This is a genomic window from Streptomyces sp. NPDC002623 (assembly GCF_053592635.1).
The window spans coordinates 282626-299228 of sequence record NZ_JBSFWB010000009.1 but is presented as its reverse complement, the minus strand read 5'-3'; the positions used below and the strand labels follow the sequence as shown (position 1 = coordinate 299228).

Here is a 16603-nt window from a genome sequence, read left to right as displayed (position 1 = left end):
TCCACGTCCGGTTCGAAAGGGGGGTTGGTTTCTCACCCATGGCGGACTGGTTCTCCGCCGCATGCCGGAGTGATCTCCGCGCACACCGGTGAGCTGGCAAAGCTGACCGGCTACCGGCGAAAAGACGGCAGCCGACCGCGCGGCACGGCCCGGTCGCCTACGTGGCCACCGAGCACGGCACCCCCCTACCGCGCTCTCGCCCCGGATGCCGTCGCGGTCCCTGAGCCCTCCCCTGGAGCCGTTGCCGACGGTCCGCTGCGAGTGAGATGTATGACGGTATTGATGATTACGCCCGGATGGCAAGCCCTTGGTGTTCCTCTCACCATTTTGTTCGTTTGACCGTTACACAATGGTGCGTCCCGTTGGGGGCATGAGAAAAAAATGTTCCCCGGAGGTGTGGGGCCCTCCGGGGAACAGGTGTTTCAGTGCCGCGTCGGTGTCGGTGTCGACGCCGGCGGCGACGGCGTCACGGCACGATCTTCAGCAGCCGGTTGGGCGAGCCGGTGCCCGCGCTGGTGACCTTGCCGGTGGTCGCGCCGCCGGTCAGGGCCGTGGCGACCTGGGCCGGGGTGGCCGAGGTGTGGCCCGCCAGATAGACCGCCGCCGCGCCCGCGACGTGCGGGGTGGCCATCGACGTCCCCGAGATGGTGTTCGTCGCGGTGTCGCTGGTGTACCAGCCGGCCGTGATGGAGGAGCCGGGGGCGAAGATGTCCAGGATCGAGCCGTAGTTGGAGTAGCTGGCCTTGGCGTCGGTGCTGGTGGTGGCGCCGACCGTGATCGCGCTGGCGACGCGGGCCGGGGAGTACGAGGAGGCGTTGGCCGCGCTGTTGCCCGCCGCGACCGCGTAGGTCACGCCGCTGGCGATCGAGTTGGCCACCGCCGTGTCCAGCGTGGTGGAGGCGCCGCCGCCGAGCGACATGTTGGCGACCGAGGGACCGGAGTGGTTCGCGGTCACCCAGTTGATGCCGGCGATGACGCCCGCGGTGGTGCCGGAGCCGGCGTTGTCGAGCACCCGGACCGCCACGATCTTCGCCTTCTTGGCGATGCCGTAGGTGGAGCCCGCGATCGTGGTGGCCACGTGGGTGCCGTGGCCGTTGCCGTCGGAGGCGGTGGTGTCGCCGTCGACGGCGTCGTAGCCGTAGGCGGCGCGGCCGCTGATCTGGGAGTGGGTGATGCGCACGCCGGTGTCGATGACGTACGCCGTGACGCCGCTGCCCGCGGTGTCCGGGTAGGTGTACGTGCCGGACAGCGGGAGCGACGTCTGGTCGACGCGGTCCAGGCCCCAGGGGGCGCTCGACTGCGTGGTGTCGGTCACCCGCACGGTCTGGTTCTGCTCGACGACGGCCACCGCCGGGTCCGCGGCGAGTCTCCTCGCCTCGGTGGCGGAGAGGGTGGCGGTGTAGCCGTTCAACGCGGCGCCGAACGTCTTGTCGACCGTGCCGCCGTACTCCTTGATGAGGTCCTTGCCGGTCGCCGAGGACGCCTTGAAGCCCGCCTGCGACTTCAGGGTGACGATGTAGCTGTCCTTGACGGCGGTGGGGGAGCCGGCCGCGAGCACCTTGCCCTCGGCCGGGGCGGCCTGGGCGGGGAGCGCGGTGAGCCCGCCGACGAGGGCGGCGGCCGCCACGGTGGCGGCGGCGGTTATCCGGACCTTGTTGCTACGCAGTTGCGCCATAACGAGGGAATCCTCCTCAGGGCCGCGTGCGCCTGGGTGGGGCGCACGCTGTGGGGGAGTGCGCGCGGTTGCGCACACGGCCTCGAACGTCGCGTTCCGTTCTCGGCCGAGGTAAAGCTTCCGTCATCCGCGGGCAAAGACAAGGGACTTGAAAGGTTGTCAACAACATTGACATGTGCACGTAACGAGGCGAGCGGAAACGGGCGCTGAACGATCCCGCTAGGTGCCGAAAAGTCTTGGCATGAACACTTCCCGTCAACACGCGTAGTTGCTACCACGGTTATGGCAGAGATCCTGCTAAAGGGAGGTTCCATGAGACGTTCCCGACTTGTCGTATTCGTCAGCTCACTCCTCCTCGCCGCCGGCGCAGCCCTCACCGGGGCGACCGCGGCACAGGCGTCCCCACTCGCCGCGACCGGCGGCTATGTGGCGCTCGGCGACTCCTACTCCTCCGGCGTCGGCGCGGGCAGCTACATCAGCTCCAGCGGCGACTGCAAGCGCAGCACCAAGGCGTTCCCGTACCTCTGGAACGCCGCCCACGCACCGGCCTCGTTCACCTTCGCGGCCTGCTCGGGCGCCCGGACGGGTGACGTGCTGGCGAACCAGCTCGGCGGTCTGAACTCCTCCACCGGCCTTGTCTCCATCAGCGTCGGCGGCAACGACGCGGGCTTCGCCGACGTCATGACGACCTGCGTCACCGGCTCCGACAGCACGTGTCTGTCCCGCATCAACACGGCCCGGGCCTACGTCGACTCGACGCTCCCCGCAAAACTCGACACCGTCTACTCGGCCATCGACGCAAAGGCGCCCAACGCGCAGGTGGTCGTCATCGGCTACCCCCGCTTCTACAAGCTCGGCACGGTCTGCCTGGGCCTGTCCGAGACCAAGCGCTCCGCCATCAACAGTGCGGCCGACTACCTCGACGCCGCCGTCGCCAAGCGCGCGGCGGCCCACGGGTTCGCCTTCGGCGACGTCCGCACCCCGTTCGGCGGCCATGAGATCTGCTCCGGCAGCTCCTGGCTGCACAGCCTCAACTGGCTGAACATCGGCGAGTCCTACCACCCGACCGCATCCGGTCAGTCGGGTGGCTACCTGCCGGTCCTGAACAGCGCTGCCTGAGCCGTCACTCCGACGGTGAGGAGGAGGGGGAGGCCTCGCCCGACGGGGCCTCCGTCTCACAGGTGACCGAGAACGGCACCGAGTTGGACGTCACCTTCACCGGATCGCGCACCTCGACGGCGATCGCGTTCTGGTACGTCCCGCTCTCCGCGTACGTCGACAGGATCACCTTGTCCGTCTTGGACTTGCCCCCGCCCGACGGGAACTCGAGCGTCTTCCAGGTCTGCCCGGAGAGCTCGCCGTCCTTCGACACCCAGCGGTAGGACACCGTCGCGGGCAACTGCCCCACCTTGATCGTCGCGGTGAACGCGGGCGCGTCCTCGTCGGCCGGCGGACAGTCGCCGGAGTAGTCCGTGTGGGCGCCGCTGACGGTGACCGCGACGGTCTGCTCCGGGGCCTTGGAACTTTCGCTCTCGCTCGGCTCGGGACTCGACGGCTCGCCGGTGTCCTCGTTCGTCGACGGCTGCGTCGCAGGCGAACTCACGACGTCCGTACCGCTGTTGGTGACCCCGCCGGTAGCGTCTCCGCTGCCGTTGTCGCGGTTCAGCAGCCCGTACGTCAGCCCGGCGACCGCCAGCGCCACCGCCACCACACCCGCGATGAGGACCACGCCGGCACGCCGACTGCGATCCGGCCGCGAGGCCGTCGTCGACGCCGTCGTCGGGGGGCCCGGCGGCGAGCCCGTGGGGGTGGTCGCCCAGGGCTGCTGCGGCTGGGACGGGGTCGGAGTCGGCGGCCCCGGGCGCAGCGGCTCGGCGGGGGTCGCCACCGTCGGCGGATACGGCGTGTGCGGCGCCACGCGCGTCGAGTCCGCCCGGGGGTCGCCGCCCGCGGCGATCAGCCGCAGATCCTGCTCGGCCCGGTCGGCGGGCAGCCGCTCGGCCGGGTCCTTGCGCAGCAGGCCCTCGATGACGGGCGCGAGCGGCCCGGCCCGGTGCGGCGGCGGCAGCTCCTCGTCCACGATCGCGCGCAGGGTGCTCAGCGGGGTGTCGTACCGGAAGGGGGAGTTGCCCTCGACCGCCGCGTACAGCAGCACGCCCAGCGACCACAGGTCCGACTCGGGCCCCGGCGTACGCCCCAGCGCGCGCTCCGGCGCGAGGAACTCGGGGGAGCCGATGACCTCGCCGGTCATGGTCAGCGCCGAGGTGCCCTCGACGGTCGCGATGCCGAAGTCGGTGAGCACCACCCGGCCGTCGTTCGACATCAGCACGTTCGCCGGCTTCACGTCCCGGTGCAGCACCCCGGCCTCGTGCGCGGCCCGCAGCGCGGACAGCACCTCGGCCCCGATGTGCGCGACCCGCGCCGGTTCGAGCGGCCCTTCCGAGTCCAGCAGCTCGGCGAGGGAGATCCCACGCACGATCTCCATGACGATCCATGGCCGGCCGTCCTGCTGGGCCACGTCGAACACCGTCACGACGTTCCGGTTCGCGACCCGGGCCGCGGCCCAGGCCTCGCGCTCCAGTCGGGCGTACATCCGCTCGACGTCCGAGGCCGGCAGCCCGGCCGGGGCGCGCACCTCCTTGACGGCGACCTCGCGGTGCAGCACCTCGTCACGGGCCCGCCAGACCACGCCCATGCCGCCCTCGCCGAGGGGGGTCAGCAGCCGGTACCGGCCCGCGATCAGACGTTCACTGCCCGGTTCTTCGGACACCGCGCCCCCATTTCGCTCTTCGTATCCGGGCGAAAACCTCCGCAACCTCACAAACGTAGCTCAGCCGAGTACGGATGCGGCCCCCTTGAGCACGAGTCCCGCGCCGAGGGCGACGACGAGGAACGCCGACCACAGGGGCACATTGCGCCGGACGAGCGTCACGACCGGATGGGTCGTCCAGCGCGGCTGACGGTCCAGCAGGCGGGTCGCGCCCGCGCCCAGCCTGACGACGGCGAACCCGGCGGCGGTGAGGGTCAGCGCGAGCCCGACGCCGTACGCGACGACGAGCAGCAGCCCGAACCAGGCCTGCCCGAGCGCGGCGGCGCCGACCAGTACGACCACGGCGGACGGACTGGGGACCATGCCTCCGGCGAACCCGAGCAGGATCGTGCCGCGCAGCGTGGGGGCGACGGCGTGGGTGTGGGTGCGACCGCCGTGGGTGTGGGTGTGGGTACGGCCGTGGTCGTGCGAGTGATCGTGATCATGATGGTGGTCGTGATCGTGGTCGTGAGTGTGCCCGTGGTCGTGGCCGTGATCGTGGTCATGGCTGGGCTCGTGGTCGTGATGGGAATGGGTGTGCGGGGTGGGGGCGCCGACGAGAGCGAGTTGACGATCGGGGGTTTTCGCCGGCTCGTGGGTGTGGGCGTGCGGGTGGTCGTCGTGCGGGTGGGGATGGGGGTGCGGGTGGGTGTGGCCGTGCGTGGTGTCCGGGCCGCGGCCGCGCCAGGCCCGCAGGGCGAGGGTCGCGCCCGCGACGAGCACCAGCGCACCGCTCGCCAGCCCCAGCCAGGCGATCACCGAGGGCGCGGCGGCCGAACCGGCGGTGACGAGAAGACCGAGGGCGACGACACCCAGGGTGTGCGTGATGGTGACGGAGGCGGCGAGCGGGAGGACGTCCTTCATCCGGGCCTTGCCGCCCCGGGCGGCCGCCGTCGCGGCCATGATGGTCTTGCCGTGGCCCGGCGCGACCGCGTGCATCGCGCCGAGGAAGACGGCGATCAGCAGCGCCAGCGCGGCGAAGCCGACGGTGAGGTCCTGCCGGGCGACCAGGTGGTCCAGGGCCCGGGTCCAGCGGTCGGCGCCGCGCGGCAGCACGGAGGCGGCCGGTGCGTCCCGGTCCTCCTCGACGAGGGCCGCGCCGCCGGGCCGCACCTGCACGGAAGCCGTCGCGGTGTCCGCGGGGGAGGAGAGCAACTCCTGTGGATATCTGGTCAGTTCGCCGGAGACCGACTTCTGCGGCACATCGGAGTCGGTGAGCGTCATCCGGTCGCCGCGCGCGGTGATCTCCCGCCAGCCCGGGCCGCCGGCGGCCCCCTCGCTGTGGAAGCCGAGGGTGATCGACTCCTCGTCGGGGAGCGGCGCGGTCAGCCGGCACTCCACGCGCAGGGTGTCGAGCCCGGCCTGACCCGGACGCACCGTGGCCTTGCTCGTGCCCGCCGTGAGGGTGACGGCACGGCCGTCGACGGTGAGCTTGCTGCCGCTCGCGGCCGTCGCGCACCGCTGCCGGGCCCACTCGGTCATCCCGAGCCGTTCGAGGTCCGGCTTGGCCTGGGTCGCCGGGATCTCGGCGAGATCCTCGACGTGGTCGACGCGGAGCTGTCCGGGAGCGGCGACGAGACCGTCGTAGCGGTTGACGGTGAAGTTGCCGAGGGGGTGCGCGCTCGCGCTGGTGGAAGGAACCAGCACGAGCGCGCAGCCGGCCGTGAACACGGCCGCGCAGGAGGCGAGCAGACGACGGGAAATCACTTGCTCGCCTCCAGCGTCTTGAGTGCCGTACGGGCCGCGCCGGCGCCCGGCGGAGAGAAGCCGGGGTTCAGCTTCAGGGCGGCGGCGAGGTGGGTACGGGCGTCGGCGGGGTGGCCGGTGGCCTTCTCGATCACCCCGCGGTGGTAGAGGAAGGACGCGTTGCGGTAGCCGGTGGCGGTGGCCTGCCGGGCGTAGGCGAGGGCCTCGGCGTCCTTGCCGTTGACGTGCAGGGCCCAGGCGAGGGCGTCCGCCGTGTGCACGGTGTGCCGGCGGGACCAGTCGTCGCGGGCCGCGCGCAGCGCCGTCGCCTTGTCGCCGTGGTCGGCGGCGGCGAGCGCGGTGTCGAGGTCGGCGTTGACGCCGTTGGCCCGGGCGATCGCCGTCCACGCGTCGACCAGGGCGTACTGGTCCGCGGCCTTCGCCCGGTCGCCCTCGCCGCCCCGGGCCTCGTACAGCTCGCCGAGCTCGACGAGCGGGCCGGGGAGCGGATAGCGGGCGACGATGAGCTCCAGCCCCTTGATCGCCTCGGCCTGCTGACCGCTCGCGGCCTGGGCGCGGGCGCGGCCCTCCAGCGCGGGGAGGTAGTTCTCGTCGGCGGCGAGCGCGCGGGCGTAGTGGGTGAGTGCGGTGGCGTAGTCGCCCTGGTTCCAGGCGAGTTGGCCGAGCTGGGCGGCGACGTAGGCGATGTCGCCCGGGGAGGTGGACGAGGCGAGCGCCTTGTCCAGGACCCGGCGGGCGGTGTCGACGTCGCCGCGCAGTTCGTGCACGTACGCGTAGCGGGTGAACACCGGTATGCCCGGTCGTCGGTCGTCGGCCGTGTTCACGGCTGCCTCGGCGTCGTCGTAGCGGCCGAGTTCGACGAGGGCGTCGATGCGGGAGCACAGGGCGCGCTCGTTGTACGGGTTCAGTTTCAGCGCCCGGTCGGAGAGCTCGAGGGCGTTCGCGAAGTCATGGCGTGCGGCGGCGAGCGCGGCCTGGCCGGCGAGGGCCTGGTCGTTGTCGGAGCGCAGGGAGAGGGAGCGCTTCAGGGCCTGCTCGGCCTGCGGGTAGCGGGAGGGGTCGCCCTTGGTGCGGGCCTGCTCGACGTAGGCGAGTCCGAGCGTGGCCCAGCCGCCGAAGTCCCGCGGCTGGGAGCGGAGATGGGCCTGCAGCGCGGTGATGCCGGAGTCGAGGTCACCGCTGGCGAGCAGTCCGGGGGAGACCGCCGCGGCGTTCACCACCGGCACGTTCTGTCCGTCCCGCACCGCTCCGAACGCGATCGCCCCGGCGGTGAGCGCAACGGCCAACATGGCCGCGCACGCCCCGAGTTGAACCCCGCGCCAGCGGCGGCCCGCGGCGCCCATCCGGCGGACGGCGGCGACCCGTTCGTCGTCGTCGGCGGCGGCGTCGGTGCCTGCGTCAGCCGCAGCGGCTGCGGCGGCGGCACCGGTCGCTTCGGTGTCCGAGTCGGTGTCCGAGTCGGTGTCGGCTTCCCTGGGCTCGATGTCCGTCGTGGCCTCGGCGCTCGTCGGCTCCGGGCGGGCGGTCGCTGCGGCCTCCGGGCCCGCGGCCTGAACGGTCGCTGCGCCCGCGGCCTGCGCGGTCTTCGCCGAATCGGCCTGTGGCTCGGTCGCGTTCTTCGTGACGGAGTCGTCCTCGTGCTCCGGCCGGCCGTCGTTCGTCCGCGCGGACATGCCCTCTCCTAGGTCGCCTGGGGTTGATCAGCCTGCTGATGTGAGGGTGGCGCGGCCCGCGCCGTGGGGGATGAGTACGCGGGCCGCGCCAGTCGGTGGGGCAGGGCCGGGGAGCGCAGGATTCTCCCCGGCCCGCTCAGGGGAGGGCCTAGTAGGCCCGCCGCCGCCCGCGCCACCACATCAGGCCGCCGCCGATGAGGAGGATGCCTGCGGCGCCGGCGCCGGCGGACGAGGCGATGAGGGTGGTGTTGCTGGTCGAGCCGAGGCCGTCGCCGAGCGCGCTGCGGGTGGCCGCGTCGGTCTTGGCGGTCGCGCCACGCGAGCCCTCGGTGGGCAGGGCGACGTAGGGGAAGGCCTTCTCGAAGTCCTTGTCGTTCTTGTCGACCGCGTCGCCCAGGTCGTTCTTGGTGCCGAGCAGCTCGCCCTCGACGACCTGCAGCGAGGCGTCGATCACGTCGTCGGTGAGGCGGCGCCCGTTCGGGAAGCCCGCGGTGTCACCGTCGAGGACACCGAGCCGCTTGGGGCTGGCGGCTGGCTTGATGGAGGTGTTGAGGCGCAGTTCCTCGGACGGCGTCACGTACGGCGGCTGGTTGAGGCCCTTGACGCCCTTGAGGAACACGTCGACGAGGTCGTTGCGCGGCTCGGCCGGCGCCTTGATCTTGTAGATCGCCTCGATGAGCTTCGGCAGCTCGGGGTTGGTCACGTTCTTCAGGAACTGGGCGTCGTCCTTGGGCTCGGACGCGTTGAACTTGTCCTTGTCCTTGATCGGGTTGACGACCTCGTTGACCAGCGGCATGCCCAGGCGCGAGACCTGCTCGTACTTGCCCTTGGCGTTCTCGCGCTGGGTGGTCGACCAGATGCCGACGATCGGCTGGTGCTTCGACTCGGCGATCATGTCGTTCGGGACCTGAAGCGCGATCGAGTTGACGTTGTAGCCCTTGAGCGTGTCGTTGCCGACCTCGGAGAGGTCGCCGCCGTACAGCAGGTCGAAGACGCGCAGGTCGAGGAAGAACGGGTCGTCGGCCTGGCCCGCGAAGGTCTTGGCGCCGCTGGAGAGCTTGTAGATCGCCTCGTCGCGCAGCTTCGAGTAGTGCGGCATCGAGGCCTTGCCCACGTTCGACGGCGCCACCGGCACATCGTCCGCGATCTTGGTCTCGTGCTCGACCTTCCCCTTCTTCAACTTGATGAGCTCGAGGTCGTACGTCTGCGTGATGTTCAGGTCGGGGTCGTCCAGGCTCTCGACGACGCCGGTGTTGTAGAGGAACGTCTTCTTGTTCTTCGTGTGCGTCTTGAAGGTGTAACGGAAGGTCAGGTCCTCCTTCGCGTCACCGTTGTTGTCGATGTTGAGGTCGTACTGGGCGTCCTCGGCGAAGGGGAAGAAGTTGGGGCCGCCCGCCGGCTCCTCGAAGGGGATCCAGTTCGCGACGATCGTCGTCGTGTCCGGGTGGTCCGGGCTGACGAACGCGTACACGTCCGTGTTGTCGTACTGCGGGGTGCCGGAGATGAGAGGGGCCTCACGGTGGCTGGAGGCGTAGGCCGCCCCCGGCCCCAGCGTGGCGACGCCGGCGGCTGCGAGCCCTCCGGCGGCCAGCGCACCGCATATAAGGGTCGCGACGCTCTTGCGTCGGTTGCCGCTCCTGGAGATAGCTGTCATGCCGTCCGTCCTCTGTGCCAACTTGCCTGACGGACAGTGATACGGAGCGAAGGGCGGGTTCGGATTGGTCGAATCCAAAAAACTTTTTCTTTCCTGCTCACCCGCGTTTTCGGCCTTCGTATCCGTACCCCCCATCCGGAGGTGTGTTCGTTGCGAATGCCTGGTGTGACCGGGCGGCCCGGCTGTGGCGGCCGCAGAGAGGGGGACCGCATGGAGGCGGACGAGCTGCTGGTGCTCGTGGCGGGAGGCGACCAGCAGGCATTCGAACAGCTCTACGGACTCGTGTCCGGGCCGGTGTTCGGGCTCGTGCGCCGGGTCGTCAGGGATCCCGCGCAGTCGGAGGAGGTCGCCCAGGAGGTGCTCCTGGAGGCCTGGCGCTCGGCCGGCCGCTTCGACCCGAGCCGGGGCAGCGCACTCTCCTGGATCCTCACCCTCGCGCACCGGCGCGCCGTCGACCGGGTGCGCAGCGCCCGTGCGGCCGTCGACCGCGAGCAGCGCGAGGCCCGGCGCTACCACGACCCCGCCTTCGACCAGGTGACGGAGGAGGTCGAGGCCGGCCTGGAACGCGAGTGGGTCCGCCGCTGCCTCGACCGGCTGACGGCGCTTCAGCGCCAGTCCGTCACCCTCGCCTACTACGACGGCTACACCTACCGTGAGGTGGCCGATCGGCTCAAGCTGCCGCTGGGTACGGTGAAGACACGGATGCGTGACGGCCTCACCCGGCTGCGCGACTGCCTGGGAGGTGCCGCATGAGTGTGCTCGGTCTGTTCCGTCGCGAGGACCTGCACTCGCTGGCCGCTCCCTATGCGCTCGACGCGCTCGAGGGCGACGAACGCCGGCGCTTCGAGAAGCATCTGAAGGGCTGCGACCGGTGCTCCGCCGAGGTGCGGGCGATGGCCGAGGACGCCGTCCGGCTGGCCTGGTCCGCGGCCGCCCCGCCGCCGGCCGCGATGCGCGACCGGGTGCTGGCCGCCGTGCAGCGCACTCCGCAGGAGCACTCGCGTGCGCCGGTGCGGGAGCACGAGCCGCAACTGCCGCCGCACGTCTGGGGCACGCAGCCACCGCCCGGACGCTCCCGTGCGCCCCGCACGCGCCGTCCGTTCTTCGTGCCGTTCGCGACGGCCACCGCGGCGGCGGCCCTCGTCGTCGCCGGGCTCTTCGCGGTCCAGGCCGACCGGACCCAGGACCAGCTGACCGCCGAGCGCGCCCAGGCGCGTGAGATCGCCCACGTTCTCGCAGCTCCGGACGCACGGGCGAGCGGCGGGAAGGACGCCCAGGGCAGAAATATCGGAGTGATCGCTTCCGCATCGGAGGGGGAGGCGATCGTGACCTTGAGCGGATACGGCGACCTGCCCACCGGACAGGTGCATCAGCTGTGGCTCATGCGCCCCAACGCGCAACCGCGCTCCCTCGGGCTCTTCGACGGCGACACGCCCTTGGTCGCGACGGGCCTGGACAAGGCTGCGACATCACTCGCTGTGACCGTCGAGCCCGACGGCGGGTCGCCGCAGCCCACCACGCAGCCAGTTGTCCAACTCACCCTGAAATCGGTTGGATTCGGAGAGTGATCGGAGAGGAGTCGTCAACCCCCTTATGGGGAAGGTGAATCCTGTGAGCTCGATACACGGGTGCCGCGACGGGGCGATAGGGTTACCCTGCCCGGGCCGGGTGGACTCGTACGGGTGGGGAGTGACATGGAACAGATAACGATGCACAGCAGGGCGAGGGTCCCTGCGATCACTTGCGGGAGCAGCGCGACCAGTTCGCGCCTGGACCGCCATCTCTCGGTGCTGGCGGGTCCCGCCATACCGCAGCGGGAGACGGTCGAGGCGACTTCGCTCATGCGGGAGCTGACCGCGCGTGAGCCCGTACGCGACCACAGCTCGAGGACGGCGCGGATGAGCCGCGTCTCGCTCTTCGCCCCCCTGCGCCGACTGCGCCGCACGCTGTTCGGCGGCAAGCACTGACCGGCCGGCACGTTCTCGCGTACTGAGTCCCGCGCTCAGGCGGCCACACCGTCCCGGCGCAGTGCTGCGATCCAGTCGTCCGTCATCCCCACGGCACGCAGCAGTGCTTCGGTGTGCTCCCCGAGCGCGGGAACGTCTCCCCTTCGTGCCTCCACTCCGCCCGGCAGCGGTGGAGGCACCTCTCTGTTCGAGCGCGGCAGCGCTCGCGGCGGCCCGACCGGCGTCCCCACCTGTCTCCCGCCGCCGCTGACAGGCCGCAGCTGACAGGTCGTCGCTGACCGGCCGCCGGTCCGCTCGTGGACGCTAGAGCAGGGCGAACTGGCCCTCCGGCCCCTCCTCGTGGTGGTCCAGGACCGTCGCCGGACGGCGGGCCGCGTCCGGGACCGGAAGGACGCCCGCCGCACGCAGCTCCGCCGCCGTGACCGGGTCCGTCACCTTCAACTCCGCCTGCCGCTCGCCGACTTCCGCCAGCAGCGCCAACACCGTGATGAGCTCCAGGAGTTCGGAGGTCCACGGCTGCTGCCAGGCCGTCGGGCGGATCGCGGCCAGGGTGCCCGGCTCGGCGTGCTCCGCCGTCCGCGCCGCGAACCACCGCTCCAGCACCCGGCCGCCCGGTCCCGCCCCGAAGTCCCAGGCCTCGGGCGGGACGGGGGAGACGCGGCCCTCGTCCAGGTGCAGGGTCTCCTCGTCCCGGTCGTACAGCAGGGTGAGGGGGCGGGCCGGGAGCGGGGCGCGCACGTACGGGCGGCGGCCGCCGGGGAGCTTGGGGCGCTCGCCGTGCCGGCGCAGCAGCCACAGGGCGCGGTGGCCCGTCTCGACGCCGTGCGCCCAGAGTTCGGGATCCCGGGTGAGCGGGACGGTGAGATCGGGGCGCACGGCCGTCAGGGTCCAGGCCAGGAAGTCCACCGGATCGGGGGAGTGGCCCAGGCTGCCGAGAAAGGCCGGCAGGCCCGGCGCGAGGTTCGGCTCCCGGCCGCCCGGCCGCCGGTACAGCGGGCGGATCCGGCTCGGGCGCAGCAGCGGGAGCAGGGAGGTCGCCAGCAGCGGCCGGTCCGGCGTGTCCGGGGTCTCGACCACGAACACCTGTGCGTCGTCCGCCACCCGCCACAGCTCCGGGCGGGCCGCGTCGATGAGGCGGTGGTCGGGGATGAGCCACTGCTCGTCGAAGGGCGCCGCCAGCACCCGCATCGGCTCCGGGCAGGGGCCCGCGGCGCGGACCAGCTTCTGCGTGCCGCCGGACCGGCCGGGCAGCTGCCCCACCGCCGTGTGCAGGGTGCGGGAGCGCGTCGGCTCGAACAGGGCCTCGCGGTCCGGTCCCTCGGCCTTCAGGAGGGCGTCCCAGCGGGCCTTCAGGGAAGCCGGGTCGGGGTCCGTCGGCCACCCCCGGCCGAGCCGCGGCGGTGCGACGGACCACGGCATGAGGTCCGCCAGCGGCGGAGCGTCGTCGGGCGTCACGCTGGGCATGGTACGACGGCTCGCACCCGGCCGGTCAGGTCGCGTCGAGCGTGACGGTGAACGAGAAACGGTCGCCCCGGTAGTGGATGACGGCCGCGTCGAGGACCCGGCCGCCCGCGTCGTAGGTGACGCCCGTGTAGTGCAGGATCGGGCTCAGCAGCGGGACCCGGAGCAGCCGGGCCGTCTCCGGGTCCGCCAGCCGCGCCTCGACCGTGTCCGTGATCCGGCTGATGTCCGCGCCCACGACGTCCCGCAGCACCTTCGTCATGGGCCAGCGCACCAGGTCGTCGGCGTCGATCCGGGCGGCGAGTTCCGGACGGACGTAGTTGCGGGCGTGGTTGGTCGGCTCGCCCGTCTTCTCGTCGCTTCTGAGGCGGTGGTACGTGGCCACCTCGGCCAGATCCGGGAAGTGCTCGGCGACTTCGGCGGGGACGGGCCCCCGGCCCTGGTCGAGGAGCTCGGTCGCCATGCCGGACTGCTGGGCCACGATCGCGTCGACCGAGCCGAGCAGCCGGACCGGGGCGCCGCGCCTCGCGGTCGGCTCGATGAACGTGCCGCGGCGGCGGTGCCGGGTGATCAGCCCCTCGTCCTCCAGTTCCTTCAGCGCCTGTCGCATGGTCAGCACGCTCACCCCGTAGTGCCCCGCCAACTGCTCCTCGGTGGGCAGCCGGAGGGGGTCCCGGGGCGAGCGGCCGAGTATCGAGGCGCGCAGCGACTGCGACACCTGGTACCAGAGCGGCAGCTTGCGGGTGAGGACGATCGAGTCCGGCGCGAAGGAGGTCACGGGGCTATCCGTACCGGTCGGGAACGTTCAGTGCAATGTGCCGTCGGACGGGCGGAAGTGGCGTTCGAGGCCCTGCCACACGTCGTCGTAGCGCTGTTGCAGACAGTCCGCCTCGGCCGCGTGCGGGGTGAGGGCGATGGGCCAGCGCGTCTCGAACATGAACGCCAGCCCGTCGTCGATCCGCTGCGGTTTCAGCTCGGCGGCGCTCGCCCGGTCGAACGTCTCCCGGTCCGGGCCGTGCGCGGACATCATGTTGTGCAGCGAGCCGCCGCCCGGCACGAAGCCCTCCGCCTTCGCGTCGTACGCGCCCTCGATCAGGCCCATGTACTCGCTCATCACGTTCCGGTGGAAGTACGGCGGGCGGAAGGTGTCCTCGCCGACCAGCCAGCGCGGGGCGAAGACCACGAAGTCGACGCCGGCCAGGCCCGGGGTGTCGGACGGCGACGTCAGCACCGTGAAGATCGACGGGTCCGGGTGGTCGTAGGAGATGGTCCCGATGACGTTGAAGCGGCGCAGGTCGTAGACGTACGGCACATGGGTGCCGTGCCAGGCGACGACGTCCAGCGGGGAGTGGTCGTACGTCGCGCCCCAGAGGTGGCCGCAGAACTTGTTGACCACCTCCACCGGGCCCTCGACGTCCTCGTACGCGGCCAGGGGCGCCCGGAAGTCGCGGGGGTTGGCGAGGCCGTTGGCGCCGATCGGGCCGAGGTCGGGGAGGCGGAAGGGGGCGCCGTAGTTCTCACAGACGTAGCCGCGGGCGGAGGCGTCCAGCAGCTCGACGCGGAAGCGGACCCCGCGCGGGATCAGCGCGACCTCGCCGGGCTCGGCGTGCAGCAGCCCGAACTCCGTGCGCAGCAGCAGCCCGCCCTGCTCGGGGACGATCAGCAGCTCGCCGTCGGCGTCGCCGAGGACGCGTTCCATGGACGTGTTCGCGTGGTAGAGGTGCACGGCCATGCCGCTGCGCTGGGCGGCGTCGCCGTTGCCGCCGAGGGTCCACAGGCCGGCCAGGAAGTCCGTGCCCGCGGGCGGCTCGGGCAGCGGGTTCCAGCGCAGCCGGTTGGGGTCGGGGACGGTCTGGGCGAAGGGGCCGGTGCGGATCGCGCCGTCCTCGACGCGGGTGAACGCCGGGTGTGCGGCCGACGGGCGGATCCGGTACAGCCACGAGCGGCGGTTGTGGGCGCGCGGCTCGGTGAACGCGGCGCCGCTGAGCTGCTCCGCGTACAGACCGAGGGGGGCGCGCTGGGGCGAGTTGCGGCCGTCGGGCAGAGCGCCCGGGACGGCCTCGGAAGCGTGCTCGTTCCCGAACCCCGAGAGGTAGCTCAACCCCTCGGCCGTCTTGCGTGCGTCCCCGCTGCTCATGCTCGCCCCACTCTCCGACTCCTGGATCGCTGATCGCCGGTCGCCGGTCGCCGATCCCTGATCCCTGATCCTGATTCCTATGTATCACCGTAGGATTGCGTTTTCCCGGGTGCAAGAGGTGCGGCGGTCCTCCTCCTGGAGGACGATCAAGACGGCCGGAACCCGACCCCAGGGGGATCCGCGTGTCGGTCCGTTGTTCTACGCTCCCCCGCATGTCGTGGACGCGCGGAAGCCTTGCCGTGGCCGCGGTCTGTGTCCTGCTGCTGACCGGATCCGCGGGCTGCGGCACCAGTGATGCCCCTGAGGGGCAGGAGGCCACGACCGCGGTGTCGCTCTCCCCGTCGCCCGTGGGCAAGGTCCTGAAGGACACGGACGGCGAAGGCCGGCACTACCGGGAGGTGGAGAAGGAGGGGGCGCCCGAGGTCGGCGTCGAGGTGGAGCCCGAGGCCGACGGCAGCTGGGACGTCCGTCTGAAGGTGGAGAACTTCCGGTTCACGCCCGCCGCCGGGACGAAGCCGCGGGCGGTCCACGGTCAGGGCGTCGCCCGGCTCTTCGTGGACGACGCGCCGGTCGCCGACCTGCGCACCCCGGCCTACCGCATCCCGGCCGGCTACCTCCCGCACGGCACGCACCAGGTCACCGCCCGGCTGTACGCGGACGACGGCACGGTGTGGGCGGTGGACGGCAAGCCGGTGCAGAGCACGGCGGACGTCACGGCGTCCGAGCCCGCGTCCTGAGTGCCCTGCCCGCGCCCGCCCTCCCTGTGAGTGCATCAGGCATCTTTTTCCGTATCGAGGGGCGAGGTTCACCTGGCCGCGGCGGAAAGGCATCATGAAGTCCGTGCCCCAAGCGACATCCCTCCGTCGTGCGCCCGTGCAGCGGCGCAGCGCCGAACGGCTGACCAGGATTCTCGACGCCTGCGCCGACCTGCTGGACGAGGTCGGCTACGACGCCCTGAGCACCCGCGCCGTCGCCGAGCGCGCCGGCGTCCCCATCGGCTCCGTCTACCGCTTCTTCGGCAACAAGCGGCAGATGGCCGACGCGCTCGCGCAGCGCAACCTCGAGCGCTACTCCGAGCGCGTCACGGAGCGGCTCAAGGGGGCCCGTCGGGGGGACTGGCGGGCCGCCATGGACGCCGTGCTGGACGAGTACCTGGCCATGAAGCGCACCGCGCCCGGGTTCTCCCTCGTCGACTTCGGCAACCAGATCCCGGTCGGCGCCCGGCACGCCGAGCCCAACCACCGCGTCGCCGACCGCCTCACCGCCCTGCTCTCCGACTATCTCGTCCGGGAGCCCGACGACGACCTGCGCCGCACCTTCCTGATCGCCGTGGAGACCGCCGACACCCTCGTCCACCTGGCCTTCCGGGTGGATCCGGAGGGCGACGCCAAGGTGATCGACGAGACGCGCGCGCTGCTGCGGTCGTATCTGGCGCGCGTGCTGGACTGAGCGGTCGCCCGAAGACCCCTCCCCTCCCTGCGTACCGGTCGGTATGCTCGGTGGCAGTCCGTGCGTCATCG

Annotated in this window: 14 protein-coding genes and 1 pseudogene; 6 read left to right on the top strand and 9 right to left on the bottom strand. The window is 71.8% G+C overall.

Features of this window, described 5'->3' with window-relative positions; all coding sequences use genetic code 11:
• Positions 1-466: 466 nt before the first annotated feature.
• Complete coding sequence (locus ACWD4O_RS19475) at positions 467-1675, bottom strand: S8 family peptidase (protein WP_451281259.1); 1209 nt, start codon at positions 1673-1675, stop codon at positions 467-469.
• A gap of 312 nt (positions 1676-1987) precedes the next feature.
• Here ACWD4O_RS19475 and ACWD4O_RS19470 point away from each other — a divergent pair, with 312 nt between their 5' ends.
• Positions 1988-2794 carry an SGNH/GDSL hydrolase family protein gene (locus ACWD4O_RS19470; RefSeq protein WP_451281257.1) on the top strand — a complete coding sequence of 269 codons (807 nt, stop codon included), beginning with the start codon at positions 1988-1990 and terminating at the stop codon, positions 2792-2794.
• A 4-nt stretch (positions 2795-2798) separates the two neighbouring features.
• Here the strand turns inward: ACWD4O_RS19470 and ACWD4O_RS19465 are convergent, their stop codons facing one another.
• From ACWD4O_RS19465 to ACWD4O_RS19450, 4 genes are all read right to left on the bottom strand, one after another.
• On the bottom strand, positions 2799-4445 hold the full coding sequence (locus ACWD4O_RS19465; RefSeq protein ID WP_451281255.1) for a serine/threonine-protein kinase: 1647 nt from the start codon (positions 4443-4445) through the stop codon (positions 2799-2801).
• A 60-nt stretch (positions 4446-4505) separates the two neighbouring features.
• Positions 4506-6191 carry a HoxN/HupN/NixA family nickel/cobalt transporter gene (locus ACWD4O_RS19460; RefSeq protein ID WP_451281253.1) on the bottom strand — a complete coding sequence of 562 codons (1686 nt, stop codon included), beginning with the start codon at positions 6189-6191 and terminating at the stop codon, positions 4506-4508.
• Complete coding sequence (locus tag ACWD4O_RS19455; RefSeq protein ID WP_451281251.1) at positions 6188-7864, bottom strand: tetratricopeptide repeat protein; 1677 nt, start codon at positions 7862-7864, stop codon at positions 6188-6190. The genes ACWD4O_RS19460 and ACWD4O_RS19455 overlap by 4 nt, the downstream gene beginning before the upstream one ends.
• A gap of 148 nt (positions 7865-8012) precedes the next feature.
• The gene (locus ACWD4O_RS19450; RefSeq protein WP_451281249.1) at positions 8013-9518 is read right to left on the bottom strand and encodes a DUF4331 domain-containing protein; all 1506 of its coding nucleotides are present in this window, start codon (positions 9516-9518) and stop codon (positions 8013-8015) included.
• Between the two features lie 210 nt (positions 9519-9728).
• Here ACWD4O_RS19450 and ACWD4O_RS19445 point away from each other — a divergent pair, with 210 nt between their 5' ends.
• The 3 genes from ACWD4O_RS19445 (at position 9729) to ACWD4O_RS19435 (ending at position 11485) form a co-directional block, all read left to right on the top strand.
• A complete protein-coding gene (locus ACWD4O_RS19445; protein ID WP_351914277.1) occupies positions 9729-10271 on the top strand; it encodes a sigma-70 family RNA polymerase sigma factor in 543 nt (180 codons plus the stop codon).
• On the top strand, positions 10268-11086 hold the full coding sequence (locus ACWD4O_RS19440) for an anti-sigma factor (RefSeq protein ID WP_351914275.1): 819 nt from the start codon (positions 10268-10270) through the stop codon (positions 11084-11086). Before ACWD4O_RS19445 ends, ACWD4O_RS19440 begins: the two co-directional genes overlap by 4 nt.
• A 126-nt stretch (positions 11087-11212) precedes the next feature.
• Positions 11213-11485, top strand: coding sequence for a hypothetical protein (locus ACWD4O_RS19435; protein ID WP_351914273.1), 273 nt, complete (start codon positions 11213-11215; stop codon positions 11483-11485).
• A gap of 35 nt (positions 11486-11520) precedes the next feature.
• On the opposite strand, the pseudogene ACWD4O_RS19430 reads toward ACWD4O_RS19435, so the two are convergent.
• The 4 genes and pseudogenes from ACWD4O_RS19430 to hmgA all read right to left on the bottom strand — a co-directional run.
• Positions 11521-11721, bottom strand: a pseudogene (locus ACWD4O_RS19430) (CoA transferase); the annotation flags it as partial.
• Positions 11722-11788: 67 nt separating this feature from the next.
• The gene (locus tag ACWD4O_RS19425) at positions 11789-12949 is read right to left on the bottom strand and encodes a type ISP restriction/modification enzyme (RefSeq protein WP_451281246.1); all 1161 of its coding nucleotides are present in this window, start codon (positions 12947-12949) and stop codon (positions 11789-11791) included.
• Positions 12950-12974: 25 nt separating this feature from the next.
• A complete protein-coding gene (locus ACWD4O_RS19420; RefSeq protein ID WP_451281245.1) occupies positions 12975-13724 on the bottom strand; it encodes a GntR family transcriptional regulator in 750 nt (249 codons plus the stop codon).
• A 27-nt stretch (positions 13725-13751) separates the two neighbouring features.
• Entirely contained in the window at positions 13752-15083 is a 1332-nt protein-coding gene (hmgA, locus tag ACWD4O_RS19415; RefSeq protein ID WP_451281243.1) for a homogentisate 1,2-dioxygenase, read from the bottom strand.
• Between the two features lie 212 nt (positions 15084-15295).
• On the opposite strand from hmgA, the gene ACWD4O_RS19410 reads away from it, so the two are divergent.
• Positions 15296-15820, top strand: coding sequence for a hypothetical protein (locus tag ACWD4O_RS19410; RefSeq protein ID WP_451281242.1), 525 nt, complete (start codon positions 15296-15298; stop codon positions 15818-15820).
• A 94-nt stretch (positions 15821-15914) separates the two neighbouring features.
• The gene (locus ACWD4O_RS19405; RefSeq protein WP_451281240.1) at positions 15915-16532 is read left to right on the top strand and encodes a TetR family transcriptional regulator; all 618 of its coding nucleotides are present in this window, start codon (positions 15915-15917) and stop codon (positions 16530-16532) included.
• Positions 16533-16603 lie beyond the last annotated feature (71 nt).